We start from the raw sequence: 25,144 nt of genomic DNA on the forward strand, positions 1-25,144 counted from the left end.
GCGGAAGGGAACGATCCTCATGGCGGCGGCGAAGAATAACGGACTGAGGCTGCGCATCACCGGACCGGACGGGTCCACGATGGAGACCATCGCGGATGCCGAGAGCGTCATCGTCGGCTCGGGCGCACAGGCGGCGGTGAAGATTCCAGACCCCAGCGTCTCCAACCTCCACCTGATGTTGAAGGTGGACAAGGACGGGGGGGTGACGGCGATTGATCTCGGCAGCGAGTCCGGGACGCAGGTGGGCGGCCAGCGGCTGATGGTGCCCAAGGTGATCGCCTCGGGAGATGTGATCACGGTGGGCTCCTCGCGGGTGGAGGTGCTCTTCGGCCAGGCGGAGCCTCCTGCGCCCAAGGTGCCCGCGGGCGCGCAGGTGAGCGGGACGGGCTTCCAGGGCTCGGTGACGCAGCGGGCTCCGGTGGCCACGCCGGTGGCACCCTCCAGGCACGCGGCGCCCGAGGTGGTGGTGCCTCCCTCGAGCCGGACGATCACGCCTCCGGGCCTGAAGGTGAGGGCGGCCGCGGCCGCGGTGGCGGCGAAGAAGCCCGAGCAGCCAGCCCACCTGCAGGAGCCGCTGCCTCCGGACGCGCTGCCCACGCCCGAGGCGAAGGTGCTCCAGGTGGCGATGCTCTGGGGCGACCAGATCCTCGAGGTGCAGCACTTCAAGGACGGGGTGCCGGTCACCATCGGCGAGGGCAAGAAGAACTACTTCCACGCCTTCGGCCCCGAGGTGGGCGCGCGCCACGTGCTCGCGGTGAGCAAGGACGGCAAGGTGGAGCTGCGCGTCCCGGCGGGCGGTGGCGTCATCGTCACCACTCAGGGCGACGTGCGGACCAAGGAGGCCCTGCGCGCGGCGGGGCAACTGGCGCCCGCGGTGGCGGAGAAGGGCCAGGTCTTCACGCTGGGCCTGCACGATCGGGCCGAGGTGTCGCTCGGGACGATCTCCTTCGTGGTGCGGTACGTGAAGCCCTCGCCGGTGCTCAAGGTGAACACGCTGAACGAGGCGGACTTCACCTACTTCAAGATCACCTGCATCACGGTGATGGCGGCGGCGGCGGTGATCGCGGCGTTCCTGCTGACGCCGCGCTCGACGCAGCCCAACGCGGACGACGTCCTCCATGATCAGCAGCGGATGGCGAAGTTCCTCATCAAGCCGGAGCAGAAGGTCGAGGTGAAGAAGCTGAAGCTGTCCGGCGCGGACGAGGGCGCCAAGGCGAAGGACGAGGAAGGCAAGTTCGGCAAGCAGGAGGCGAAGAAGCAGGAGGCGGATCCCTCCAAGGCGGGCACCCCGGTGGTGGACAAGACCAAGCGGGAGAAGGACCGGCAGGTGGTGGGCAGCGTGGGCCTGCTGGGCGCCTTCAAGGGGCTCAAGGGCGGCGCCACGGACGTGTTCGGGCCCGGCGGCCTGGGCACCGGCATCAACAACTCGCTCGGCGGCCTGAAGACGGGCGCGGGGCTGGGGGATGCGCAGGGCGTGGGCGGGCTCGGGACGCGGGGCCACGGCACGGGCGGTGGTGGCACGGCGCTGGGCATCGGCGGCCTGGGCACCAAGGGTGACGGCCATGGCACCGGTGGCCACGGCGGAATCGATCTGGGCGGCAAGGGCAAGGCGACCACGAAGATCATCCCGGGCAAGACGACGGTGGTCGGCGGCCTCGACAAGGACGTGATCGCCAAGATCATCCGGCAGCACCAGAACGAGATCAAATACTGCTACGAGTCCGAGCTGAACAAGAACCCGAGCCTGGCGGGCAAGGTGGCCGTGGCCTTCACCATCGATCCGGCGGGTGCGGTGTCGGACGCCTCGGTGACGGAGACGACGCTCAACAACTCCACGGCGGAGAACTGCATGCTGTCGCGCATCCGCCGCTGGAAGTTCCCCGAGCCCAAGGGCGGCGGCGTGGTGGCCGTGACGTACCCGTGGCTCTTCTCGCCCGCGGGCAGCGAGGGCGGCGAGGGCTGAGCCGCTCCGCTCGGAGCTGAAGTGCTGAGAGCCTCCGGTGCACCTTCGGGTGCCTGGGGGCTCTTCTCTTTGCGGGAGCGGGCTTGGGGTGTTTGAGTCGTGGAGTGGATGACGTTCGGGCTGAAGAGTTTTCGTGTCGAGCGTTGCCGCATCGAGGGAGGCGTCATTAACGTCCAGCGCCGCTTCCGGATGTTCCGGGGGGGGCCTGCATTGGGAGGTTCTGTGAGGAAGTCCCTGCTGGTCGCCGCGCTCGTGCTGTCCACCGCCGCCCTGGCCGGCCCGCCGCCCGAGGGCGTGGAGTACAAGCCTCGCCGCGGCTTCTTCACCGAGACGGACATTGGGATGTTCTTCACGCTCGGCGGGCAGAACGTGTACTCGAACGCCCAGTCCTACCTGCAGCTTGGCGTGGGGTACGACTTGACGGAGGCGATCTCGCTCGGGCTGCACTTCGGGCTGGGCTCGTCGGCGGCGAACTGCTTCGCCGGCTACCTGCCGAACACGGACACCTGCGCGCTGTCGGACAACTTCACGGTGGCGTTCGGGGACGTGACGGCGGCGTACCACGTGCGGATGACCGATCGGCTCTACCTGACGCCGAAGGTGGCGGCCGGCTACACGCGGCTGGATCCGGCGCCGGTGGACATGGGGGGCGAGCCCGGGCGCTCCATCAATGCGCTCAACGCGGGCGTGGGCATCGGCCTCGAGTACGGGACGCTGATGGACCACTTCTCGGTGGGAGCGGACTTCCTGGCCCGCTACGTCATCGGTCCGAACATCCCCACGTTCGCGCTGTTTCCCCGCGTGAAGTACACGTTCTGAGCTCCGTGAACCGTCCACGCTGGGAGACGGTTGTGGACGGTGGCATCGCGTAAACAGGCGTTGGCTGACCCAGCCCCTTGGCGTACCGGGTAGTTTACTTGCCTACACGCGGATTTCCCTGAACTCCATTTCTCTATCTAAATAGGCCAGTAAACTGAATCGGACGTGCTTATCGGGAAGAAATTAAGAACAAAGTGGCTTGAAATTAAGCTTAATCATCTCCATGATGCGTCGCGTCGACTCCAGTGCTGGAGGCATCATGAAGAAGTGGCTCGCGGTCGCGGTCCTGGCAGGGGTGGCGGTGTTGGGCCTGGTGGAACCGGCGGCCCAGGTGAAGCAGGGGGGACCCGTCAACGCGGCCGACACGGCCTGGATCCTCACGGCGACGGCGCTGGTGCTGCTGATGACGCCGGGCCTGTCGTTCTTCTACGGCGGCATGGTGCGGCTGAAGAACGTGGTGTCCACGCTGATGCAGAGCTTCATGGCCATGGCGGTCATCTCCCTGCTGTGGGTGGTGGTGGGATTCAGCCTCTGCTTCGGAAACAGCATCCACGGGCTGATCGGTGATCCGCGCACCTTCTTCATGTTCAGCGGCGTGGGCGGCGAGACCCATCCGGAGCTGGCGCCCACCATCCCGCTGATGCTCTTCGCGCTGTTCCAGCTGAAGTTCGCCATCATCACTCCGGCGCTGATCACGGGCGCGTTCGCCGAGCGCGTGCGCTTCAAGGCGTACGTGATCTTCATGGTGCTATTCAGCCTGTTCATCTACGCGCCGCTGGCGCACTGGACGTGGCACCCGGATGGCTTCCTGCACAAGTGGGGCGTGCTCGACTTCGCGGGCGGTACGGTGGTGCACATGTCCGCGGGCTTCGCGGCGCTGGCGGGTGCGTTGGTGCTCGGCCGGCGGCGCGTGCACCTGGAGCACGCCACTCACACCCCGGCCAACCTCCCGTTCGTGATGCTCGGGACGGGCATGCTGTGGTTCGGTTGGTTCGGCTTCAACGCGGGCTCGGCGCTCACCGCCTCGTCCCTGGCGACGCTCGCCTTCGCGACCACCAACACGGCCTCCGCCGCCGCCATGCTGGGGTGGCTCGCCTTTGACTGGCTCCGCGGCCGCAAGCCGAGCGCCATGGGCGCCTGTGTGGGCGCCGTGGTGGGGCTGGTGGCGGTGACTCCGGCGGCCGGCTTCATCTCCGTGGGCCAGAGCATCATGGTGGGACTGGTGGCGAGTCTGGTCAGCAATGTCGCGGTGTACTTCAAGAGCCGCACCGCCCTGGACGACACGCTGGATGTGTTCCCCTGCCACGGCCTGGGAGGCGTGGTGGGCATGGTGCTCACGGGCGTGTTGGCCAAGGACGTGGGGCTCATTCATGGCCAGACGCACACCTTCCTCATGCACATGCTGGCGCTGGTGATCGTCTCCGTCTTCTCCTTCGTCGGCTCCTACCTGCTCTACAAGCTGGTGGACCGCATCGTCCCGCTGCGCGTCACGCGCGAGGCCGAGGAGCAGGGGCTCGACCTGAGCCAGCACGACGAGACGGTGGGCGAGACGGCCCTGGCGCCGGTGGCTCCCGCGGCGCCGGTGACTCCTCGCGACGAGCCCACTTCCAGCTCCCAGCCTTCGGTCCCGGTCCCCGCGTAGGCAGGGCCAGGGTGCGGCGCGGCGCTACACCTGAGGGCGCTGGCGGAGGGGGACAGCGATGCCCGGCCGAGGGGCCTCTGTTCCCTTCCGCGCTCGGAGGCTGAAGGGGCCCGGGCCGAAGTAGGCGAGGATCAGGGCTCCTCCTGTCAGGGCAATGTTCTTCATGAATTGGGACATCTGCTCCATGGCCAGCTGCGGATCAGAGAGCCCCCAGAAGCGGTGCATCGTGAAGGCCGTGGCCACCAGGAAGAGCGCCAGGAGCGCCGCGCACACCCGGGTGAAGACGCCCAGCAACACGCAGAGGCCGCAGACGAGGATGAGCGCCCCCGAGCCCAGGATGGCGAGCCGTGGCAGCGGCAGCCCCGCGCTCTGTACGTAGCCCACCATCTGGTTGACATGGGCGAAGTGGTTCACGCCGCTGAAGATGAAGATGACCGAGAAGAGCAGCCGGCCAATCGGTGCGAGCGCCTTCATGATGTCCTCCCTTTCCGCGCTCGTGCTGGGGCGCGGGCATGCCTCGCTGCCTGCCATGCGGTAGACAGAGAGGTTCAGCTTCAGGGTGGGCATGGGTTCCGGGACGGCAGCGAGCCCCAGGCCGTTCGCCCGGAAGGACGGGGGCTCCCGAAAGGTAGGCAGCACGCTTTCCTTTCGATCGGAAGCTCTGCCACGCTGGGGACCCATGAGCGAGTCCCGAGCTGCGCTCCCCGCAGTGCTCGACAGGCCGGTGCGGATGGCCTCGGTGCCGTCCTACCTGCGGGATGTGTTCGATCACCTCCCCGTGCCGCTGATCCTGGAGGCGGATCTTCCCGAGGACCCTGCCGCCATTCCGCTCACGGCCCGCCAGCTCCTCAAGCTCGCGCTTCAGGCGCCGGCGCTGAGGCTCGAGCGGCTGGCGCTTCACTCGGATGGCCGGCCCGCGCGGGTCATCGTCCGCCGGGACTCGCGGCAGTGCGAGCTGGGGGGCCACGAGCTCTCCCAGGGCATCCGCGAGGCGGCTCGGCGGGTGCTGGGCGAGGTGCTCGACCAGGAACACTTCGCCCAGGTGCTTGAGGCCTTTGCCTTCCAGTCCTCCAACCTGGAGGTGCTGCGCAGCCTCACGCACCACATGCTCCGGGCGAGCGATCTCGATCAGGCGCTCTACGTCATGCTGTCGGGCATCACCTCGGGCGAGGCGCTCGGGTTCAACCGCGTCGCGCTCTTCCTGCCTGACGAGGAGCAGGGGCGCTTCGTGGGCTCCAAGGCCATTGGCCCCGCGGATGTCGAGGACGCCCACCGTATCTGGGAGACCATCGAGTACGAGTCCCAGACGATCGAGCAGCAGATCGAGTCCTGTGCCCAGCGCAACTTCGACACGCCCTTCCAGCGGTACGTCCGGGCGATCGAGCTGACGGAGAGCCACGAGGTCGCCGAGGCCTGCGAGGCGCTTGGGCCGCTGCGCCTCACCCGGGAGCGGCCGGAGAACGAGTCCCTGGCGCGGCTCTCGCCGGGGGGCCAGTTCGTGCTCGCGGTCATCCAGATATATGGCCGGCGGCGGGGGCTGATCTTCGCGGACAACCTCTACAGCGGCTTGCCGGTGTCGGCCGAGCAGATGCGCTTCATGCGCTTCTACATCGATCAGCTCGCGCTCATCTGGGAGAACCTCGCGCTGCTGCACCGCGTGGAGGCGATGGCGCGACAGGATGCGCTCACGGGGGCACTGAACCGCCGGGCGTTGGAGGCGCGGCTGGAGCAGGAGCGCCAGCGCTGCTTGACGACGAACGAGGCCTGCTCGCTGCTGGTCATCGATCTCGACTGGTTCAAGAAGCTGAACGACACCCAGGGGCACCAGGCGGGAGACGAGGCGCTGCGGGAGATAAGCGCGCTGCTCCGCTCGTCGCTGCGTCCGACGGATGCGGTGGCCCGCTTCGGAGGGGATGAGTTCGTGGTGGTGCTCCCGGGCTGCCAGCGAGACGCGGCGGCGAGGATCGCCACGCGCATTGGGCAGCAGGCGCGAGCGAAGGGGCTGTCGCTGAGCGTGGGGGTCGCGAGCTGGCCGGAGGACTGTCCGGAGCCGACCGCGTTGATGGCGACGGCGGATGCGAACCTCTACGCGGCGAAGCGGGCGGGCCGGGGCAGGGCGTGGGCGGGCACCGGCCAGATCGTGGCGTTCTGAGCCGCGCACGTCCTATCAGGCGATAGGATGTCAGAGGTAGGATTCATGATGGCCGCATGACCAACGGAGTGGGCGTGGAGTGGGGCGAGGGGCTTGCGGTTACAGAGGGAGCGCAGCATCCTGGGAGCATGAGTGACCAGCCCCCTCGGCGCGGAGCGACATACGAGGATCTGGAGAAGCTTCCACCCAACGTCATAGGTGAGTTGGTGGGCGGCGAGCTCTATGTGAGCCCCAGGCCTGCTGTGAGGCACGCCTTCGCGACCTCTGTACTGAATGCCCAGATTGGGCCGCCGTTTGGCCTAGGGAAGGGTGGGCCGGGGGGCTGGGTCATTCTCGTCGAGCCGGAGCTTCATCTAAGCCGGGATGTGCTGGTACCGGACCTGGCAGGGTGGCGGCGCGAGCGCATGCCAGAGTGGCCGGACGTGGTGGGCATTGCGCTCTCGCCGGACTGGGCGTGCGAGGTGCTCTCGCCCTCCACGACGGCGCTGGACCGTGGGCGGAAGATGGGCGTCTACGCGCGCGAAGGCGTGAAGCACCTGTGGCTGGTGGACCCCGTGGCTCAGACGCTGGAGGTGTACCGGCTGGAGGGCGGGCGGTGGTATCTGCTGGGCACGCACGTAGGTGCGGTCGAGGTGCGTGCCGAGCCCTTCGAGGCGCTCGCCCTGGAGCTGGGAACGCTCTGGGCGCGGTGACGCGGTTACGCCTCTTCGCGCTCCTCGCGCTTGCGGTCACGCTCGGCGCGGTAGCGCTCGCCCACCGCGAGCGCCTTCTTGCGCAGGCGCACCGACTTGGGCGTCACCTCCACCAGCTCGTCGTCGGCGATCCACTCCAGCGCCTTCTCCAGCCCCATCTCTCGCGGCGGGGTGAGGATGACGTTCTCGTCGCGGCCGGCGGCGCGGATGTTGGTCAGCTTCTTCTCGCGGCAGCAGTTGACGTTCAGCTCGGAGGGGTGGGCGTGCTCGCCGATGATCATCCCCTCGTACACCGTCACGCCCGGGCCGATGAACAGCGCCCCGCGCTCCTGGATGCTGAACAGCGCGTAGGGCACCGTCTCGCCCAGGCGGTCCGAGACCATGGCGCCGTTGCTGCGCTTCGGGATGTAGCCGAACCACGGCTCGTAGCCGTCGAACTGGCTGCTCATGATGCCCTCACCGCGGGTGATGGTGAGGAACTCCGAGCGGAAGCCGATGAGGCCGCGCGCCGGAATCCGGAACTGGAGCCGCGTGCGGCCCGAGCCCAGCGGCGTCATGTCCGCCATCCGGCCCTTGCGAGGCCCCAGGCGCTCGGTGACGGTGCCCACGCTGACCTCGGGCACGTCGCACACCAGCAGCTCCATCGGCTCGTGGACCTGGCCCTCGACCGTCTTCGTGATCGGCTCCGGGTTGGAGGCCGTCAGCTCATAGCCCTCGCGGCGCATCGTCTCGATGATGACCGCGAGCTGGAGCTCACCGCGGCCCACCACCTTGAAGGCGTCCGGAGTGGCCGTGTCCTCCACGCGGATGGCCACGTTGCGGTAGGACTCGCGATAGAGGCGCTCGCGCAGCTGGCGCGAGGTGACGTACTTGCCCTCCTTGCCGGCGAGCGGCCCGTCGTTCACCCGGAAGATCATCATCATCGTGGGCTCTTCCACGGTGATGCGGGGCAGGGCCACCGGCCTCTCCGGATCCGAGATGGTGTCGCCAATCGAGATGTCCTCGATGCCCGCGATGGAGACGATCTCTCCGGGGCCGGCGTCGGCGATCTCGGTGCGCTTGAGCCCCTGGAAGCCGTACAGCTTGACGATCTTGCCCTTCTCGATCCGGCCGCCCTCACGCACCACGGACACCGGCATGTTCGGGGTGAGCTTGCCCGACAGGATGCGGCCCACCGCGAGGCGGCCCACGTAGTCGTCGTAGTCCAGGTTGGCCACCAGCAGCTGCGGCACCGCCTCCTCGCTCACAGGCGGGGGAGAGATGTGCTCGAGGATCGCCGTGAAGAGCGGCTCCAGCGTCTTGCCCGGCACCTCCAGCTGCGTGGAGGCCTGGCCCTGGCGCGCAATGGTGTAGAGCACCGGCATCTCGAGCTGCGTGTCATCCGCGCCCAGATCGATGTAGAGCGAGTACACCTGATCGAGCACTTCCTTGGCCCGAGCGTCCTGGCGGTCGATCTTGTTGATGACCAGCACCGTCTTCAGGCCCATGCCCAGCGCCTTGCTGAGCACGAAGCGCGTCTGGGGCAGGGGGCCCTCGGCGGCGTCCACCAGGAGGATCACGCCATCCACCAGGCGCAGGCCGCGCTCCACCTCGCCGCCGAAGTCCGCGTGGCCCGGCGTGTCGATGATGTTGATCTGCTTGCCCTTGTAGGTGACGGCCGTGTTCTTCGCGAGGATGGTGATGCCCTTCTCGCGCTCGAGGTCGTTCGAGTCCATCACGCGTTCAACGAGGGCCTCGTTGGTGCGGAAGATGCCCGCCTGGCGGAGCATGTGGTCAACGAGGGTGGTCTTGCCGTGGTCGACGTGGGCGACGATGGCGACGTTACGGATGTTTTCGCGAGCGATCATACGGATGAAGACTCAGAGCTGAAGGAGCGGGCGTTCCGTGGAACAGGAACTCCCTGAATCCCACCGGAACGCACGAGGCGGGGGCTTATATGCCGCAGCCCCCCCGTCCGCAATGAACGGCGGCACTTTGCTTGCTTTCAAGCCCCTTTGGCCCCCAACCTGAAGGCCCATTCAGGTCGCTTCTCCGCTTACTCAGGGAGCAGCTGAGGCTCCGCCGCCGGGGCCTGGATGCCCAGCCTGTCCCGGAGGAAGCGCTCGATCCGCAGCTCCACCAGCTCCCGGTACTCCAGGGGCGTGGTGTGGGTGCCCAGGGGGACGAGCATCAGCTCCGAGTGGGGGATGCGCTCGGCCATCTTCCGGGACAGCCAGGCGGGGGTGAACTTGTCCCGCTCGCCCGCGATGATGAGGGTGGGTACGTCCACGTGGGGCAGGTGGTCCCACGCCGTGTGGTGGGCCATCGAGTCCAGCGTCCGGACGAAGACGACCGGATCCATGTGGGCCAGGTGCTCGAAGTAGGGGGCGAAGTCCGCGCGGGACAGCAGCTCGCGGTTCACCTCCACGGTGAGGGCCACCTGCATGGCCAGCTCGGTCCTCAGCAGCGAGTGGATCAGCCGCCCGGCCCGCGCGGGGTAGCGCTCCACGAGGGTGCGGATGAGGGGGAAGACGCGCTTGAGGTAGGTGGAGTCGTGGAAGGTGTCGAGCGGGTTACCGTAGCTGCCGCAGATGAGCACCAGCCCGCGGACGCGGTGCGCGTAGCGGCGGTGGAACTCCAGCGCCACCTGCACGCCCATGGAGTGGCCGAAGATGACGCCCTGCTGGAGCTGGGCCGCGTCCATCAGGCGGTCCAGATCCCCGCAGGTGTAGAGCATCCCGAAGCGGGAGCGATCCCTCGGCAGCCCCGAGCGGCCATGGCCGCGGTAGTGCCAGCGCAGCACCCGGTGGTGCCGGGAGAGGTAGGGCGTCAGGTACTTCCACGCGAAGCCATCGCAGCCAAGCCCATCGCACAGCACCATGCCCGGCTCGCCCTCGCCGATGGCCTGGAAGTAGAGCTCGGCCTCGTCGGGGACGCGGAGGTAGTCCTGGCGGAAGTAGTGGCTCATGGGCTCAGTCTTCTTCCTCTTCACTGCCGTCCGGCCCCCGGCCCAGGCCGTACTTGGCGATCTTCAGGATGAGGTTGGAGCGGCTGATGCCCAGCTCCCGGGCCAGCCGGCTCTTGTTGTGCTGGGTGCGCATCAGGCCGCGCTGGATCATCTCCCGCTCCAGCGCCTCCACCGCCTCGTTCAGCTTGCCGGTGGCGCGCACCGGGGACAGCAGCGAGGCGCCCCCGGGCACCACCGCGTCGCGGATGCGGCTGGAGATGAGATCCCCGGGGATCAGCTCCAGATCCCCTCCGAGCACCAGCAGGCGCTCCATCTCATTCTCCAGCTCGCGGATGTTCCCCGGCCAGGGGTAGGCGTGGAGGATGGACAGCGCCTCCTGGGACAGCCCTCGGGTGCGCTGGTTCTCGCGGTGGTGCTTGCGCAGGAAGTGATCGATGAGGACGGCGAGATCCTCGCGGCGCTCGCGCAGCGGCGGCAGGTGCACGCGGATGACGTTGATGCGGTAGAAGAGATCCTCGCGGAACTCGTTCTTCTTCACCAGCTCGCCCAGATCCTTGTGGGTGGCGGCGATGACGCGCACGTCCACCTCCTTCGACTGGTTGCCGCCCACCGGGAGGAAGGTGCCCTCCTGCAGCACGCGCAACAGCTTCACCTGGAGCGCCGCGGACATGTCGCCCACCTCGTCCAGGAAGAAGGTGCCGCCGTCGGCCACCTCGAACAGGCCCTTCTTGTCGCGCATGGCGCCGGTGAACGAGCCGCGCGTGTGCCCGAACAGGGCGCTCTCCAGCAGGTTGTCGTTGAAGGCCGAGCAGTTCTGCACCACGAACGGCTTGTCCTTGCGAGGCCCGTTGAAGTGGATGGCGCGCGCCACCAGCTCCTTGCCGGTGCCGGACTCGCCGTTGATCAGCACGGTGGAGTCCGAGTTGGCCACCTTCTCCATCAGCTTGAAGACTTCCATCATCGCCGACGAGCGCCCGATGATCTTCTCGAAGCGGTAGCGGTCCGACAGCTCGTTGGACAGCGAGTGGATGGTCTCGTCCTTGCGGGTCAGCTCCGCCTCGTAGTTGGCGATCTCGTTCACCGCGAACTCGAGCAGATCCGACAGCTTCCCCATCTCCGAGGCGTCCATCACCGGCACGCGCGCCACGGCGCGGTCCAGATCCATGTCCACCGTGGTCAGCTCGCGGATCTGCGACTTGAGCACCTCCGCCTCGCGCGGCCCGGGCACCTGGCGGGCGAAGCCCTCGATGAAGAGCATGCCCTCGTACTCGTTCTCGATGTAGAGCGGCGCGCCGATGATGCTGAAGTTCAGGTGGCACTCGTGCGTGAGGGCCCGGCGCAGCCGCTTGCTGCTCTTGAACTTCTCGTGGAGCACGCGCACCGACTGGCCGCAGCGACGGCCGCCCTCCTTGGAGAGGAGCGACAGGCGGCAGAAATCATTGGGGGGCGGGATGATGTCGCCGCGCTGCCGCTCCTGCACCACGCCGTGCTTGTCCGCGAAGACCAGCTCCGCTTGCCACCACTTGCGGATGACCTCCTTGAGCATGATGATGGTGTGCAGGTTCTGGTACTTCTCGAATTCCATCCCGCTCCTCGTGCCGGTGTCGCGGCTCAGGACACCTCGAGACCCCAAGGTGTCCGATTTTTCGCCAATGCTCATATACATGGGTGCGGCGTGCTGTCCCCAGGGTTCTCTCCCGTGACTACATCGGCGCATACCCGTGGCGGATCGAGACAAGCCCACAGCGGCGGACACGATCACGCGGGCCATGATCACGATCATGGACACGGGCATGGGCACGGGCATGGGCACGGTCACCCGCCTCGGAGGCCGACCAACCTGGCGGACGAGCGGCGCAAGGATCGCAACCGGCTGCTGTTCGCGCTGGGCCTCACGGCGGCGATCGCCCTGGCCGAGGCCGTGGGCGGCTACCTCACCAACTCGCTGGCGTTGATGTCCGACGCGGGCCACATGTTGACGGACGTGTCCGCGCTGGCGCTGAGCCTGCTGGCGCTGTGGTTCTCGGGCAAGCCGGCCAACCTCAAGAAGACGTACGGCTACTACCGGATGGAGATCCTCAGCGCGCTGTTCAACGGCGTGCTGCTGCTGGGCATCACCGTGGTGATTCTGATGGAGGCCTGGGAGCGCTTCCGCATGCCGGCGCCGGTGAAGCTCGGCCCCATGGCGGTGGTGGCGACGGTGGGCCTGGTGTCCAACCTGGGCGCGCTGGCGTTCCTGCACCGCGCGCACTCGCTCAACGTGCGCGGGGCGTTCCTGCACGTGCTGGGGGACACGCTGTCCAGCGTGGGCGTGCTCGTGGGCGCGGGGATCATGACGCTCACCGGGTGGTACGTGGTGGATCCGATCATCTCCGCGCTGATCTCGGTGGTGATCGTGGTGGGCTCCATCCGGCTGGTGCGGGACTCGGTGGACGTGCTGCTGGAGGCCGTGCCCGCGCACGTGGACATGGAGGCGGTGCGCGAGCTGCTGCTGAAGGTCCAGGGCGTGAGCGCGGTGCATGATCTGCACGTGTGGACCATCTCCAGCGGGCTGTACGCACTGTCGGTGCACCTGGTGGTGGTCAACGCCCTGGCCTGCAACAACGACGAGATCCTCTCGGCGGTGAAGCACGATCTGTTCGATCGGTTCGGCATCGATCACACGACGATCCAGATCGAGAGCGAGGCCTACGCCCACGTGGGCGAGGTGCACTGAAGGGGCTCCAAGCGGTAGGGAGCGGACGCTCGGTGCGCAGTTGTCTTGCGGAGGCCCGAGAGTCGGACCATCCTCGGCGGCCGATGAGCGTGTTGGACAAGGTGCTGGCGCTACGGCCAGCGAACGCGGTGGCGCGGCTGGGGCCGGGATCCCGGCTGCCGTTGCTCAGCCCGAGCGAGCTGCTTCGGGCGCTGGAGGGCACTCCCGCGGCGCTGCCCTGCATTCCGGTGCGCGCCAAGGCGTCCGTGCCGGGGCTGCTGGCGGCGGCGCGGGCGGAGGACTCGGTGCTGGGGCTGGCGTGCTCCCATCCGTTGGCGGACCGGGGCGCCACGGAGCGCTTCCTGGCCACCGTGAAGGCCGCCGCCTCCGAGGCCGAGCACTCGCGCCCCCTGTTCCTGCAGGCCGGCCCGGTGCGCGTGGCGAAGCCGAAGCCGGAGGGCCTGGCGGTGCAGCAGGAGGCCATCCACCGCCTGGTGGACGATGGGTTCTCCCTGGTGTCGCTGGACGTGTCGAAGCTGGATGCGGCCTCGGCGGTGGAGGTGGTCCGGTCGCTCTCCGCGCCGCTGCGAGAGCGGGAGCTGCCGCTGGAGCTGTCATTGCCGGCGCCCACGCGAGAGTGGTCCACGCCGACGGACATGGCCCGCCCGCTGCTGGAGGGCCTGCGCAAGGGCGGCGTGCCGGTGCGCTTCCTGAGGGCCCCGGCGGGAGCGTTCGGCGAAGAGGATCTGGACGTGGGCCTGCTGCACCTGCTGGTGGAGCTGGCCACGGAGTTCGGCGTGAGCGTGACGGTGGCGGACGTGGGGGAGCGCTCCCTGCGCTCGCTGCCCACCCTGGTCGCGGCCGGGGTGCGCAAGGTGGACTGCGCGGGGCCCTTCGAGCGGCTGGCGCTGGCCGCGTGGCCCGAGGAGGCTCGGGGCGTGGTGGCGCAGAAGGCGGAGGCCACGGGCGTTCCCCCGGGCGAGCTGCTGGGGCTCATTGAAGAGCAGCTCCCCGCGCTGGAGCCCGCCGCCCGCGAGAAGCTCGAGGCGCTGTCCTTCACCGAGGCCACCGAGGTGCTGTCCCTGCTCGGGGTGTCCAAGTCCGGCTGGCGATCCATGGTGTGGCTCGCCGAGCACCAGGGCGACTGAGCCGATGCGGATCGTCGCGGGCAGCGCGAAGGGCCGGGCCCTGCAGGGGCCCAAGACGACGTCCCGGCACATCCGCCCCACGGCGGATCGGGTGCGGGAGACGCTCTTCAACGTGCTCGGCCAGTGGCTGGAAGGGCAGGCGGTGCTGGATCTCTACGCGGGCACGGGGGCGCTGGCGCTCGAGGCCCTCTCGCGCGGGGCGGGCCGAGCGGTGCTGGTGGACTCGGATCGCGAGGCGCTGGGCCTGTGCCGGCAGAACACGGACGCGCTGGGGTTCACCGCCCAGGTGGAGATCCTCTCCCAGCCGGTGGCGCGGGCGGTGGAGGCGCTGGGCAAGCGGGGCGAGCGCTTCGAGCTGATCTTCGCGGACCCGCCCTACGCGGCGCGGGTGGTGGAGACGGTGCTGGAGCAGGTGGGGAGGGCGGGGCTGCTGGCGCCTGGCGGCCTGCTCATCATCGAGCACGACAAGCGCGAGCCGGCCCCCGAGTCCCACGAGGGGTTCACCCGGGACGATCAGCGCCGGTTCGGGGACACGCTGGTGAGTTTCTACCGCATTCCTTGACCGACCCCTGGGGGCGTCCGACACTCCGGCGCCATGCCGGTGGCCATCTATCCAGGTTCGTTTGATCCGCTCACCAACGGGCACCTCAGCCTCATCCAGCGCGGCCTGCAGATGTTCGATCGGCTGATCGTGGCCATCGCGGTGAACCCGAAGAAGGTGCCGCTCTTCTCGCTGGAGGAGCGGCGCGAGCTCATCCGCCAGGCCTGCCCGGACTCGCGCGTGGAGGTGGACTCCTTCCAGGGGCTGCTGGTGGAGTACGCCAAGAGCCGCAACGTGAACGTGTTGATCCGCGGGCTGCGCGCCGTGTCGGACTTCGAGTACGAGTTCCAGCTCGCCAACATGAACCGCAAGCTGGCCCCCGGCATCGAGACCGTCTTCATGATGACGGGTGAGGACTACTTCTACATTTCTTCACAGCTCGTTCGGGAAGTTGCCTCCCTGGGGGGCGACGTCACTGGGCTGGTGCCAGCCAACGTGCACGCAAAGCTCCAGGCCAAGTTCGGCCAGAAGCCTTGATGCACTCGTAGTGCTTGTCCCCCCGGGCGTCTCGCGGTACCACCCGGGCATGCAATTGGCACAGCGCATCAAAGCGATCAAACCGTCTCCGACCCTGGCACTGAATGCGCGTGCCAAGGCGCTGGCGGCTCAAGGGGTGGACGTGGCGGGGTTCGTGGCCGGCGAGCCGGACTTCGACACACCCGAGTTCATCAAGCAGGCGGCCATCGACTGCTTGAAGGCGGGCTTCACCAAGTACACGCCGACGGCGGGCATCCCCGAGCTGCGCGAGGCCATCTGCGCCAAGCTCCAGCGCGACAACCAGCTCACGTACACGCCGGATCAGGTGCTGGTGTCCGTGGGCGCCAAGCACTCGCTCTACAACATCTTCCAGGCGCTGCTGAACGAGGGGGACGAGGTGATCGTCCTCACGCCGTACTGGGTGAGCTACCCGGACATGGTGCTCTTGGCCGGCGGGCGCCCCGTCTTCGTGGAGACGCGCGAGGAGAACGGCTTCGCGCCGGATCCCGAGGCCATCCGCCGAGCGCTCACCCCGCGCACCCGGGCCATCGTGCTCAACAGCCCCAGCAACCCCAGCGGCGCGGTGTTCTCGCGGGCCGCGCTGGAGGGCATCGCCTCTGCGGTGCGCGGGCATGACTGCCTGATCGTCAGCGACGACATCTACGAGAAGCTGCTCTACGAGGGCCAGTTCCTGAACATCGCCAACGTGGCGCCGGATCTGGTGCCTCGGCTGGTGGTGGTGAACGGGATGAGCAAGGCGTACTCGATGACGGGCTGGCGTCTGGGCTACGCGGCGGGGCCCAAGCCGCTCATCACGGGCATGCAGATGATCCAGGACCAGTCGACGTCCAACCCGACCTCCATGGTGCAGAAGGGGGCGGTGGCGGCGCTGAAGGGGCCCACGGACTTCCTGGGCAAGATGGTGGAGGAGTTCCGCGCACGCCGGGAGATCATCGTCGCGGGGCTCAACGCGCTGGACGGAGTGCGCTGCCGCACGCCTGAGGGCGCCTTCTACGTGTTCCCCAACGTGCAGGGGCTGCTGAAGCGCTCGTACAAGGGGAGCCCGGTGGGTACCTCGTCGCGGCTGTCCGAGATCCTCCTGGACGACTTCCGCGTGGCGGTGATGCCGGGCGCGCCCTTTGGAGCCGAGGGCTACCTGCGGCTGAGCTTCGCCACCTCGCGCGAGGTGATTCAGAAGGGGCTGGCGCGGATGAAGGACTTCGTCGCCGCGCTGAGCTGAGCGCCCCTCGTGGGCGCTTCGGGCGAACCTGTCTGACTGTCGGACAGGTTCTCGCAGACTCCTCGCGACGGGGTACGCTGCTCCCTCGAGCCGTTCGCCAGCGAGCTCCGAGCTACTGGAGAGAGCATGTCTGCGTGCCCATGCTGTCTGGAGGACCTGCCGCCCGCCCGCCTGGGCCTCGGGGGCCGCCGCCTCGTGGGGAGCTGCAGCCTCTGTGGGGACGAGGTGTGCCAGGCCTGCCTGCACTCGGGCTCGCCACGAGGACAGGTCTGTGGCAGCTGCCTGTGGGAGTCGTTCGCGGCCCGTGGTGAGACGCCCTCCATCCCCGAGCCTCCGGGCCGGCGCAGGCGGGCGGCGCAGGCGGCCTGTACGCATGCTCAAGCAGTGCGGTGGATGCGGTGCTGCCCCTCCTGCGGCGCCGAGATGGCGTGGGAGGCCGAGCACGGCAACCCCATGTGCGACGCCTGCGGAGCGCCTTCGCACCCTGCGTTCAATTGCTGCTGGGCCTGCGGCGAGTCCTTCGAGGAGGAGAACGAAGCCGGAGACACCGCCGAGGGCTACGCGCTCGACTTCGACTGCCGCTCGCGCAGGTGCCAGGGCAGGGTGGCGTGGCTCATGCCGTACTGCCCCTGGTGTGCCACGGCGCAGCGCTGGCAACCCTCCGAGGAGCCGGATGCGCCCACGTGCGTGGGGTGCGAGGCGAGGCTCGATCCCACCTGGGCCTTCTGCGCGTCCTGTGGCGAGGAGGCCCCGCTGCCCGAGGATTGCTTCGCCTGCGGAGCGCCGCTCAAGCAGGCCGACTCCGCCGCGCGCTGCGAGCACTGCCAACGAATGGTGTGTGGCGAATGCTTCGGCGATTACACGCTGCCGGAGCCCCGTGCCGGGCAACGCGAGGCCAGGGGCGGCGGCCTCGGTGTGCGCGAGCTGTTGCTGTGCACGCCGTGTGCGGAGGAACTCGGGGCGTCTCCGCTTCCGGAAGAGGAGCCCCCTGCGTCAACGCCCCGCGAGGACGAGGCGCGGCAGGGCGGAGACGAACCCCCGGCGGCCCGGGCCGCTCCTGCCAGCAGCCCATGGGAGGTGCTCGGCGTGGCTCCGGGCGCGCCTCTGTCCGAGGTGAAGCGGGCCTACCTTGCTCTCATCACCCAGTACCACCCGGACAAGGTGGCGCAGTTGGGGCCGAAGCTTCAGGCGTTGGCGGCGGAGGAGACGCGCCGGCTCAACCAGGCCTGGAGCGAGCTGCGCCAGCGGAGCGGCCCAGGGCGGGCGTAGCGCGCGGTGACGCTTCGCCGCTGTCGGCCCTTCACACCACGCCTGAGTTGTGCACCGCGAGCGACTGGAGCTTGTTCACGTGGAGGGGGCGCGCCGCCTCGCGTGTGGCGAAGGCCCGAATGGCTTCGAGCCCCGAGTATCGATCGTAGCCAAGAACCCGGACGGTCTGGAAATAGAAGGCCCAGGTGTTGAACCCCGTCCGGCGGCCCATCACGTTGGCGCCACAGAGGAGCCACTGGAAGTTGTGGCGGCCCATGAAGAACTTGCGGACCACGGCCTTGGTGAGGCCCGGGTCCACGGCGGCGTTGAGGCCAATGTTCGCGGAACGGTACGCAGTGACGTTCGCGTGCCCCGCCGCCACGCCCGTGACGGCCTGGAACATGAAGTCCATGTAGCTCTGCTTGTTCCCAGCCGGGACGTCCGGCACGTCGCCTGCGTTGGCATGGAAGAACTGCGGAGCGGCTCCGGGGGGCCGCCAGATGTAGACGGTGCATCCACCGAGCGGCGCGGTGAAGCAGAAATTCGCGTCGTTGCCGAGCGTGACGTGGGTGATGCCGTTCTGGCGATATGGGAGAAAATAGGCCCGGCGGCTCGGGGCGCCGCCGCCGCCGACGGGATCATTGGCCAGCAGCTGGAAGTCGGACTTCACATACGCGGGCAGGAAGCCCCACATCATGGGGTTGTTGGCCGGGTTGTTGGCCGCCTGGAACCATGCCCACGTACGCCCGCCACCTCCGCCGACCGGAAGGACTCGGGCGGCCAGGTTGTTGATCGCGCCCGTGACGCCGGGCAGCGTGACCGCGGGGATGTTGCCCTGTGGTACCGGCGCGACACCGTTCCCGGCGTGCGTGAGGAACGTCGCGTGCTGAGTGAGCACCTGGAGGCAGTTACCCCCATGCGAGCAGTAGGCGTAGTTCTGAAGGAACAACGGCGTGTTGGCGACGAGTTCATGGTGCTGGGGCATGCGCTCTGTCCTCCCGCTCCTCGTGGTCCATCGTCTGCGGATTATAGGACAGCGCGCTCGCCTCGTCCCTCATGGGAGGCAGGCATGGCGGAGTTACGGCGAGGAGCCCACGAGCACGCGTGAGAAGAAGGGCAACACATGCGTCGCTGTCCGCGCGTTGATGCGGTTGAGGTGGTCACCCTCGTAGGTCTCATAGCGGTGAGGCACGCCCAGCCGCTTCAGCTCCTCGGAGAGTTTGCGCACCGTCGCTGGAATGTGGGTGAGCTTGTCCTGGGTGCCGACGTCAAAGGCCAGGCCCCGCAGGCGCAGCAGCGCTTCCCGGTACTCGGCCACGTGAGGCAATACCAAGGCCTGCTGCCATGAATGATAGGCCGGCTCGGAGGGCACCAGGTGCCCTCCCTGTTCCTGGAAGGGAGACATGAAATACAGCGGCGGGCGTCCAGGCGCGGGCGAGGCCGCGGCCAACCACGCGACGAGGAGCTGCGAATAAAACATCCCCTGAGCCGCGGCCTCATCCAGCTGAGACTGCTGGGTGAAGTGCGTCACCTGGGCCCACGCAGGGTTGTCGACGCCCAGATCCTCCTCCAACGCCAGGCAACACGGGGACATGGCATACACGGCGCCGAACACGTCCGGGTGCCTCATTCCCAGTCGCAGCGCGCCAAAACCTCCCATGGAGTGGCCCGCGATGCCCCGGCTCTCGGCCCGCGCCAGCGTCCGGTACGTCGAGTCCACGAAGGCCACGAGATCCTTCACGATGGCGTCCTCCCAACCTCCGGTAACGGGGGAGTTCATGTAGAAGGAGCCGCCGTAACGGTTGCGTCCATTGGGGATGACGACGATGAACTCCTGGATGGCACCCTGCTGCACCAGCGTGTCCATTTGCTCCTGCACGGACGGGGCACCTGGCCCGGGCGTGGTCGAGCCGCTCGGTGAGCTGAGGAAGCCGTGGAGCAGGTAGAGCACGGGGAAGCGCCGTTCGGGCTGCCGGGCGTAGCTGGGGGGCAGGTAGACCTGGACCTCCTGGTCCGCGGTGTCTCCCAGCAGGTTGCCCTCCAACGCGGGACTGTGAAACGTGGTGTGCACCAACTGCCCCGCTTGCACCGGTGGGGCCAGCACGCGAGCACTGCACCCAGCGCCCACTCCCCCCGCAGTCAGGACCAGAGCCACTCCAAGAGCGCCAAGACGCATGAGGCCGGAGGCTAGCTCAGCCGCGAGTTTCCTCGAAGCCTCCCCGGCGCTTCTGAGGACTTGCTCGTGCTATACAGGCGCCCGTCATGACTGCCCAGCGCCAGCGCCTGCGCCTGCTCCTGATCGAAGACTCTTCAGATGACGAAGAGCTGCTGCTGCAAGAGCTGGGAACCAGCGGTTATGACGTCTCCCATACCCTGGTGATGACGCGCGAGGAGCTCTCTCGCGCGCTCGAGGCGGGTCCCTGGGACGCCATCATCTCCGACTACAGGCTGCCAGGGTTCACCGGGCTGGAGGCCTTCTCCCTGGTGCAGCAGCGCGGGTTGGATATTCCTTTCCTGCTGGTATCGGGGACCATTGGTGAAGACACCGCCGTGGCGGCGATGAAGGCCGGGGTCCACGACTTCCTGCTCAAGGATCGCCTGGGGCGCCTGGGCCCGGCCCTGGCTCGCGAGCTGCGCGAGGCCGTGGTTCGGGCCGAGCGCCGGAAGATGCAGGAGCAGCTCCTGTTGTCGGATCGGCTCGCCGCACTGGGCATGCTCGCCGCGGGCGTGGCGCATGAGATCAACAACCCGCTCTCCTCGCTGCTGGTGCACCTGGACCTTGCCCTGAACCCTCCCGAGGAGCGGCAGCTGCATCCGGAGGAGGCCCAGGTCGTGCGCAGCGCCTTCGAGTGCGCCGTGCACATCCGTGACATCGTCCGGGACATCAAGATCTTCGCCCGGCCAGACTCGGAGCAGTTCGGCCCCACGGAGCTGCACCGGGTGCTGGACTCCGTGCTGCGGATGGCCTGGCACCAGGTCATCCACAAGGCCCGGCTCGTCAAGGATTACCAGGGGAGCGCCACCGTCCACGGCAGTGAGGCGCGGCTGGCTCAAATCTTCCTCAACCTCGTCATCAACGCCGCGCAGGCCATCCCCGAGGGCCAGCGTGATCAGCAGGAGATCCGCGTGGTGACTCGGCCCGAGGTGCCTGACTCCATTCGAGTGGAGATCCACGACACCGGGCCCGGCATCCCACCGGAGCTGCATGAGCGCATCTTCGAGCCCTTCTTCACCACGAAGCCGGTGGGGGTAGGGACGGGGCTCGGGCTGTCCATCTGCCGCCGCATCGCGACAGAGATGGGGGGCCATATCGGCTTGAAGAGCCAGCCGGGTCAGGGGAGCTTGTTCTGGGTGCTCCTGCGCTCTGCCCAGGGATCCTCATGAGCCAGGGTCTAGAGACAACGCTGGAGGAGCTGCACGAGTTCGTCGTCCGGCTCATGACGAATGAGCCTCACGTCCGGTGCCGCGTCGGCGCGGGGCCGCTCTCGCCGCTGGCCATGGTGCTCAACGAGCTGGCCGAGCTGCTCGAGAACCGCCGCCTGTCCTCCACCGAGAAGTTTGGCATCGAGGCGCTGGTCGAGCAGTCCCAGACCATGATGCTCACCTGTGACACCTCGGAGCGGATCCGCTACATCAACTTCACCACGTCCGGGCATTCGCACGAGACGGTGCTGGGCCGGAGCGTCTACGACTTCATCCTCCCCGCCGATCGTGAGCGCGTCCGGGGCTTCATCCGGGGCGTCCTCGAGACGGGTGAGCCCGCGGCGTACGACATCCAGTCCATCGCCCTCACTGGGCCCCAGTGGTACGCGGTGAAGGTGGGGCCGATCCGGGACGCGGGCCGCATCGTGGGCTTCACGGTGATCACCACGGACGTCTCCAACCTCAAGAGAACGCAGCTGCGGCTCGAGCAGAGCCTGCGTGAGCTGGCGCGCTCCAACCGCGAGCTGGAGTCCTTCGCGTCCATCGCCTCGCACGATCTGCAGGAGCCGCTGCGGAGGATCCAGTCCTTCGGCGAGCGGCTGAAGTCAGCGGCCGGCCCCGCGCTGGGGCCAGAGAGCCATGACTACATCGATCGGATCCTGAACACCACGGCGCGCATGCGCAGGCTGATCACGGATCTGCTCACGTTCGCGCGCGTCACCTCGAAGGCCCAGCCCTTCGTCCGCGTGGAGCTCGGCGAGATCGTCCGGGATGTCCTGACGGATCTCGAGGTGGCCATCGAGCAGTCCGGGGCGCGCATCACGGTGGGCGAGCTGCCAGCGCTGGAGGCGGATCCAACCCAGATGCGGCAGCTGGTTCAGAACCTGCTGTCCAACGCCCTCAAGTTCCGCCGCGAGGGCGTGAAGCCTCTCATCTCCATCGAGGCTTCGGTGGACCCGGGGGCGCGCCGCCTCGAGCTGCGGCTCCAGGATAACGGCATTGGCTTCGACGAGAGCTACCGCGAGCAGATCTTCACCTTGTTCCAGCGGCTGCACTCGTCCGAGAAGTATGAGGGATCGGGCCTGGGGCTCGCGCTCTGCCGGAAGATCGTCGAGCGCCATGGCGGCACCATCGAAGCACGCAGCTCGCCTGGCAGCGGAACCACCTTCACGGTCACCCTTCCCCTGGAATATCGGGAGCAGGGAGCGGCGGAGCACCCCCAATCGTAGACGCGCTCGCCGATCGCAGACTCCGGAAGCGTCAGTTTCTCATCGCGCAGGGCGTGCTCGGAGTGGAGCACTACTACGACAACAGCCTGTTCCTCGGTCAGCTCTGCCCGGTGCACAAGGCCGGCAAGTAGCGGCGGGCCTCAATCCAGATGCTCGAGCTCGAGCCCCGAAGGGGGGCAGTTTGACGGCTCATGGATCGGCCTTCATATTTCGCCCATGCCAAATCGCCCCCTGCTCGTCGCGTCACTTGCGCTCTTTCTCGGCCTCGGCGCTTGTGCGTCACTGGAGCGCCGAGTCGTGAGCGGAAAGATCCGGGATGCCCTCCAGTCCACGGTGGTCCCCGGCGCCGATACCCAGGAGCTCGGCAACGGGCTCACAAGCTACCGCTGGCTCAGCTACCGCACGCTCTGGCTGACGACGAGCGAAGGCGTCGTCGTGTTCGATCCGCTCAATCGCGCGGCCTCGGCGGACATCGCCGCTCACCTCAAGGAAGGTGGGCAGCCGCTGCGCTACGTCATCTACAGCCACGGGCACCGGGATCATGTGAGCGGAGCCGATGCCCTGGGCGGTCATCCGATCGTGCTCGCGCATCGCCGCACCGCCGAGGACATCCGCGTGCGCGGGTATTCGGACGTCGTCGCGCCCACGGAGACATTCGATGAAGACGAGCACGTGCTCGAGATTGGCGGCGAGGAGATCCGGCTGATCCGGCTCGCGGGCGCGCACACGGACGCGCTCGTCGCGAGCTACTTCCCGCGCCGCCGTCTCCTCTATGCCGTCGACCTGGTATGGCCGGGCCAGCTGCCTCCGCCGGGGGCGCCGCTGTCGTATTCGGGAGTCGAGCGGGCGCTCGATCGTCTCCTCCAGCTGGACTTCGACACCTTCGTTCCTGGCCACGGCGCCATCGTGAAGCGACAGGAGGTCATTCGCTACCGGACGTTTCTGTCTGATCTCCGCAAGGAGTTCGTCGCCGCGCTCCAGCGCCGCGGGCTGAACGATCTGCACTCGGCATCAACGTTCCTGGCGGCCCCGGAGCAGCTCGGGAGCGTCTTCTTCGAAGTCATCGACGCGCTCAAGCCTACCTATGGAGACTGGGAGAACTACGACGCGGCCATCCTCCCCACGGTGCAGTGGTGCTTCTGGTCGGTGCTCACTGGCGACTGAAGGTGCTCCATCGCGGCCGGACCGCTCCTGGCTGGCCTTCACGTCACACGTTTCGTCCTGACAGGTGTGGCACGCGGGTAGAGTGGGAGCCCACCCCTGACGAGGCACTGCATGAAGAGCCCGCCCACCTCTGCACCGCATTCAGCCTTGCTCTCCCCGGGGATGGAGGTGGGACCCTGGCGGGTGGTGGCGTGGGCGGGGCAGGGCATCCAGGGCGCCGTGTATCAGGCGGTGCGAGTCGGACAGGAGCAGGTCGGCCCCGTGGCGCTCAAGCTCGCCGTGTACCCGAGAGATCCGCGCTTCGCACGCGAGGTGACGCTGCTCTCCCGCGTGGACCACCCGAGTGTCCCGCGCCTGCTGGACTCGGGAGAGTGGCAGCACCCCAGCGGCGCACGCCACCCGTATCTAGTAATGCAGTGGGTGGACGGAGTGTCGCTGTACGACAGGGCCCGGCTGGAAGCTCCCAGCTCCGAGCAGGTGCTCCAGTGGATGGCCCAGCTCGCACGGGCGCTCCAGGCGCTGCACGCTCAAGGAGGCCTCCATCGGGACGTGAAGGGTAGCAACATCCTGGTGCGGCGCACGGACGGTCGCGCGATCCTCACGGACTTCGGCGCGGGCTTCTACGCGGAGGCCGCGACACTCACGCCGCCCACCGTGATCCCAGGCGCTCTGGCCTACCGCTCTCCGGAGGCGGCCCTGCTCGAGCTGCGGCTCCTCCGCGATCCCAGGGCTCGCTACAGCGCTGGGCCAGCGGATGATCTCTACGCGCTGGGAGTCTTGGCCTGCCGGCTCGTCACCGGTGAGTACCCGGAGCTGGGCGAGCCCAGCCAGGATGAGCACGGGAACTGGAAGGTGGAGACGGTGGTGGCTCCGCCCGCGTTGATGGATGACGCTCGCGTGGTTCCGCCGCTGCGGGCGTTGATCCTGCGCATGCTCTCGGTGCGCCCCGAGGAGCGTGGCACTGCGGCGGATCTGGCTGAACTGCTAGAGCAGGCCGCGGAGCGACTCTCGCCGGTGAGCATTCCGACGAGTCTGGCGGAGAAACTGCCGCCACCTTCGCTACAGCCCCGCGAGGAAGTGCCCACCGAGTTCAGCACCCAGGCTCGGGACGCGGCCAAGGTGGAAATCCAGGTTCGCGAGGAGCTCTCTGGAGCGAGAGTCTCAGATAGACGCGCCAAGCTCCGAGTGCGCACATGGACTCGGAGGCTCTGGCTTGCGACAGCCGCCGCAGGCCTGGCGCTGGCCACGTGGGCAGCGTGGTCAGTTCTCCCGCGTTCTGTAGAGAGGCCGTCCTTCGCCCGGAAAGAGGCTGCGAATAAAGGCCGGGCGGATGCGGGCACGGCGGGGCTCGGCGATGCCGCGTCGAGCTCCTCGGAGGAGGAATCACCCGAGTCCTTGCTGGAGGTGATGGCCGAGGACCCGCTCCCCGAACCCTTGCCAGGGCAGACGCGGCCTGATGCGAAGGGGAGATGCCCTCGCAAGCGGCAGGTCGTCCTCAATGGAGGATGCTGGTTGACGTTCTCTTTGGAGCCCGAGGAGTGCGCAGGTGTGAACGGTCAGATGTTCAAGGGCATGTGCTACGTGCCCTTTTTCGCTCACGACCGCCAACCTGCCTCAGGCCCAGGCGATCAACGATGAAAAGAACAGCCTACCAACTCGTTTAAGAGGTTTCTTCAGCGAAGCCACTCGCAAATGGGAGCGGCC

General features: G+C 68.0%; 21 protein-coding genes. 15 read left to right on the plus strand and 6 right to left on the minus strand.

Annotation, left to right across the window (positions count from 1 at the left end):
• The first annotated feature begins 19 nt into the window (after positions 1-19).
• The 3 genes from ACJ8AT_RS12180 (at position 20) to ACJ8AT_RS12190 (ending at position 4,424) form a co-directional block, all read left to right on the plus strand.
• On the plus strand, positions 20-1,963 hold the full coding sequence (locus ACJ8AT_RS12180) for a TonB family protein (protein WP_407737863.1): 1,944 nt from the start codon (positions 20-22) through the stop codon (positions 1,961-1,963).
• A gap of 222 nt (positions 1,964-2,185) precedes the next feature.
• Positions 2,186-2,782, plus strand: a complete 597-nt coding sequence (gene cglE / locus ACJ8AT_RS12185; protein ID WP_407737864.1) for an adventurous gliding motility protein CglE — start codon at positions 2,186-2,188, stop codon at positions 2,780-2,782.
• 259 nt (positions 2,783-3,041) lie between these two features.
• A complete protein-coding gene (locus ACJ8AT_RS12190) occupies positions 3,042-4,424 on the plus strand; it encodes an ammonium transporter (RefSeq protein ID WP_407737865.1) in 1,383 nt (460 codons plus the stop codon).
• Between the two features lie 24 nt (positions 4,425-4,448).
• Here the strand turns inward: ACJ8AT_RS12190 and ACJ8AT_RS12195 are convergent, their stop codons facing one another.
• Positions 4,449-4,898, minus strand: a complete 450-nt coding sequence (locus ACJ8AT_RS12195; RefSeq protein ID WP_407737866.1) for a DoxX family protein — start codon at positions 4,896-4,898, stop codon at positions 4,449-4,451.
• Between the two features lie 205 nt (positions 4,899-5,103).
• Between ACJ8AT_RS12195 and ACJ8AT_RS12200 the strand changes: the two genes are divergently transcribed.
• Positions 5,104-6,576: a diguanylate cyclase gene (locus ACJ8AT_RS12200; protein ID WP_407737867.1), complete on the plus strand. Its 1,473-nt coding sequence runs from the start codon at positions 5,104-5,106 to the stop codon at positions 6,574-6,576.
• A gap of 128 nt (positions 6,577-6,704) precedes the next feature.
• Positions 6,705-7,268, plus strand: coding sequence for a Uma2 family endonuclease (locus ACJ8AT_RS12205; RefSeq protein ID WP_407737868.1), 564 nt, complete (start codon positions 6,705-6,707; stop codon positions 7,266-7,268).
• Between the two features lie 5 nt (positions 7,269-7,273).
• Here the strand turns inward: ACJ8AT_RS12205 and typA are convergent, their stop codons facing one another.
• The 3 genes from typA to ACJ8AT_RS12220 all read right to left on the minus strand — a co-directional run bounded on the left by typA (position 7,274) and on the right by ACJ8AT_RS12220 (position 11,800).
• Positions 7,274-9,115, minus strand: coding sequence for a translational GTPase TypA (gene typA, locus ACJ8AT_RS12210; RefSeq protein ID WP_407737869.1), 1,842 nt, complete (start codon positions 9,113-9,115; stop codon positions 7,274-7,276).
• Positions 9,116-9,303: 188 nt separating this feature from the next.
• Positions 9,304-10,215: an alpha/beta fold hydrolase gene (locus tag ACJ8AT_RS12215; RefSeq protein ID WP_407737870.1), complete on the minus strand. Its 912-nt coding sequence runs from the start codon at positions 10,213-10,215 to the stop codon at positions 9,304-9,306.
• Positions 10,216-10,219: 4 nt separating this feature from the next.
• Positions 10,220-11,800 carry a sigma 54-interacting transcriptional regulator gene (locus tag ACJ8AT_RS12220; protein WP_407737871.1) on the minus strand — a complete coding sequence of 527 codons (1,581 nt, stop codon included), beginning with the start codon at positions 11,798-11,800 and terminating at the stop codon, positions 10,220-10,222.
• Positions 11,801-11,914: 114 nt separating this feature from the next.
• On the opposite strand from ACJ8AT_RS12220, the gene ACJ8AT_RS12225 reads away from it, so the two are divergent.
• The 6 genes from ACJ8AT_RS12225 (at position 11,915) to ACJ8AT_RS12250 (ending at position 17,645) form a co-directional block, all read left to right on the plus strand.
• Positions 11,915-12,931 carry a cation diffusion facilitator family transporter gene (locus tag ACJ8AT_RS12225; protein ID WP_407737872.1) on the plus strand — a complete coding sequence of 339 codons (1,017 nt, stop codon included), beginning with the start codon at positions 11,915-11,917 and terminating at the stop codon, positions 12,929-12,931.
• 83 nt (positions 12,932-13,014) lie between these two features.
• Positions 13,015-14,058: a hypothetical protein gene (locus ACJ8AT_RS12230; RefSeq protein WP_407737873.1), complete on the plus strand. Its 1,044-nt coding sequence runs from the start codon at positions 13,015-13,017 to the stop codon at positions 14,056-14,058.
• A gap of 4 nt (positions 14,059-14,062) precedes the next feature.
• Complete coding sequence (gene rsmD / locus ACJ8AT_RS12235) at positions 14,063-14,620, plus strand: 16S rRNA (guanine(966)-N(2))-methyltransferase RsmD (protein WP_407737874.1); 558 nt, start codon at positions 14,063-14,065, stop codon at positions 14,618-14,620.
• Positions 14,621-14,653: 33 nt separating this feature from the next.
• A complete protein-coding gene (gene coaD / locus ACJ8AT_RS12240) occupies positions 14,654-15,136 on the plus strand; it encodes a pantetheine-phosphate adenylyltransferase (RefSeq protein WP_407737875.1) in 483 nt (160 codons plus the stop codon).
• Positions 15,137-15,185: 49 nt separating this feature from the next.
• Positions 15,186-16,376 carry a pyridoxal phosphate-dependent aminotransferase gene (locus tag ACJ8AT_RS12245; RefSeq protein ID WP_407737876.1) on the plus strand — a complete coding sequence of 397 codons (1,191 nt, stop codon included), beginning with the start codon at positions 15,186-15,188 and terminating at the stop codon, positions 16,374-16,376.
• 126 nt (positions 16,377-16,502) lie between these two features.
• Complete coding sequence (locus ACJ8AT_RS12250; RefSeq protein ID WP_407737877.1) at positions 16,503-17,645, plus strand: DnaJ family molecular chaperone; 1,143 nt, start codon at positions 16,503-16,505, stop codon at positions 17,643-17,645.
• 31 nt (positions 17,646-17,676) lie between these two features.
• Here the strand turns inward: ACJ8AT_RS12250 and ACJ8AT_RS12255 are convergent, their stop codons facing one another.
• Both ACJ8AT_RS12255 and ACJ8AT_RS12260 read right to left on the minus strand, forming a co-directional pair.
• The gene (locus tag ACJ8AT_RS12255) at positions 17,677-18,609 is read right to left on the minus strand and encodes a hypothetical protein (protein WP_407737878.1); all 933 of its coding nucleotides are present in this window, start codon (positions 18,607-18,609) and stop codon (positions 17,677-17,679) included.
• A 93-nt stretch (positions 18,610-18,702) separates the two neighbouring features.
• Entirely contained in the window at positions 18,703-19,728 is a 1,026-nt protein-coding gene (locus ACJ8AT_RS12260) for an alpha/beta hydrolase (protein WP_407737879.1), read from the minus strand.
• Positions 19,729-19,886: 158 nt separating this feature from the next.
• Here ACJ8AT_RS12260 and ACJ8AT_RS12265 point away from each other — a divergent pair, with 158 nt between their 5' ends.
• The 4 genes from ACJ8AT_RS12265 to ACJ8AT_RS12280 all read left to right on the plus strand — a co-directional run bounded on the left by ACJ8AT_RS12265 (position 19,887) and on the right by ACJ8AT_RS12280 (position 25,078).
• A complete protein-coding gene (locus tag ACJ8AT_RS12265) occupies positions 19,887-21,008 on the plus strand; it encodes a sensor histidine kinase (RefSeq protein ID WP_407737880.1) in 1,122 nt (373 codons plus the stop codon).
• Entirely contained in the window at positions 21,005-22,276 is a 1,272-nt protein-coding gene (locus ACJ8AT_RS12270) for a sensor histidine kinase (RefSeq protein ID WP_407737881.1), read from the plus strand. Before ACJ8AT_RS12265 ends, ACJ8AT_RS12270 begins: the two co-directional genes overlap by 4 nt.
• Positions 22,277-22,573: 297 nt before the next feature.
• Positions 22,574-23,440, plus strand: a complete 867-nt coding sequence (locus ACJ8AT_RS12275) for an MBL fold metallo-hydrolase (protein ID WP_407737882.1) — start codon at positions 22,574-22,576, stop codon at positions 23,438-23,440.
• A gap of 162 nt (positions 23,441-23,602) precedes the next feature.
• Entirely contained in the window at positions 23,603-25,078 is a 1,476-nt protein-coding gene (locus tag ACJ8AT_RS12280) for a serine/threonine-protein kinase (RefSeq protein WP_407737883.1), read from the plus strand.
• Positions 25,079-25,144: the final 66 nt, after the last annotated feature.

This window comes from Hyalangium sp. (assembly GCF_045802625.1).
Taxonomy (GTDB): domain Bacteria; phylum Myxococcota; class Myxococcia; order Myxococcales; family Myxococcaceae; genus Hyalangium.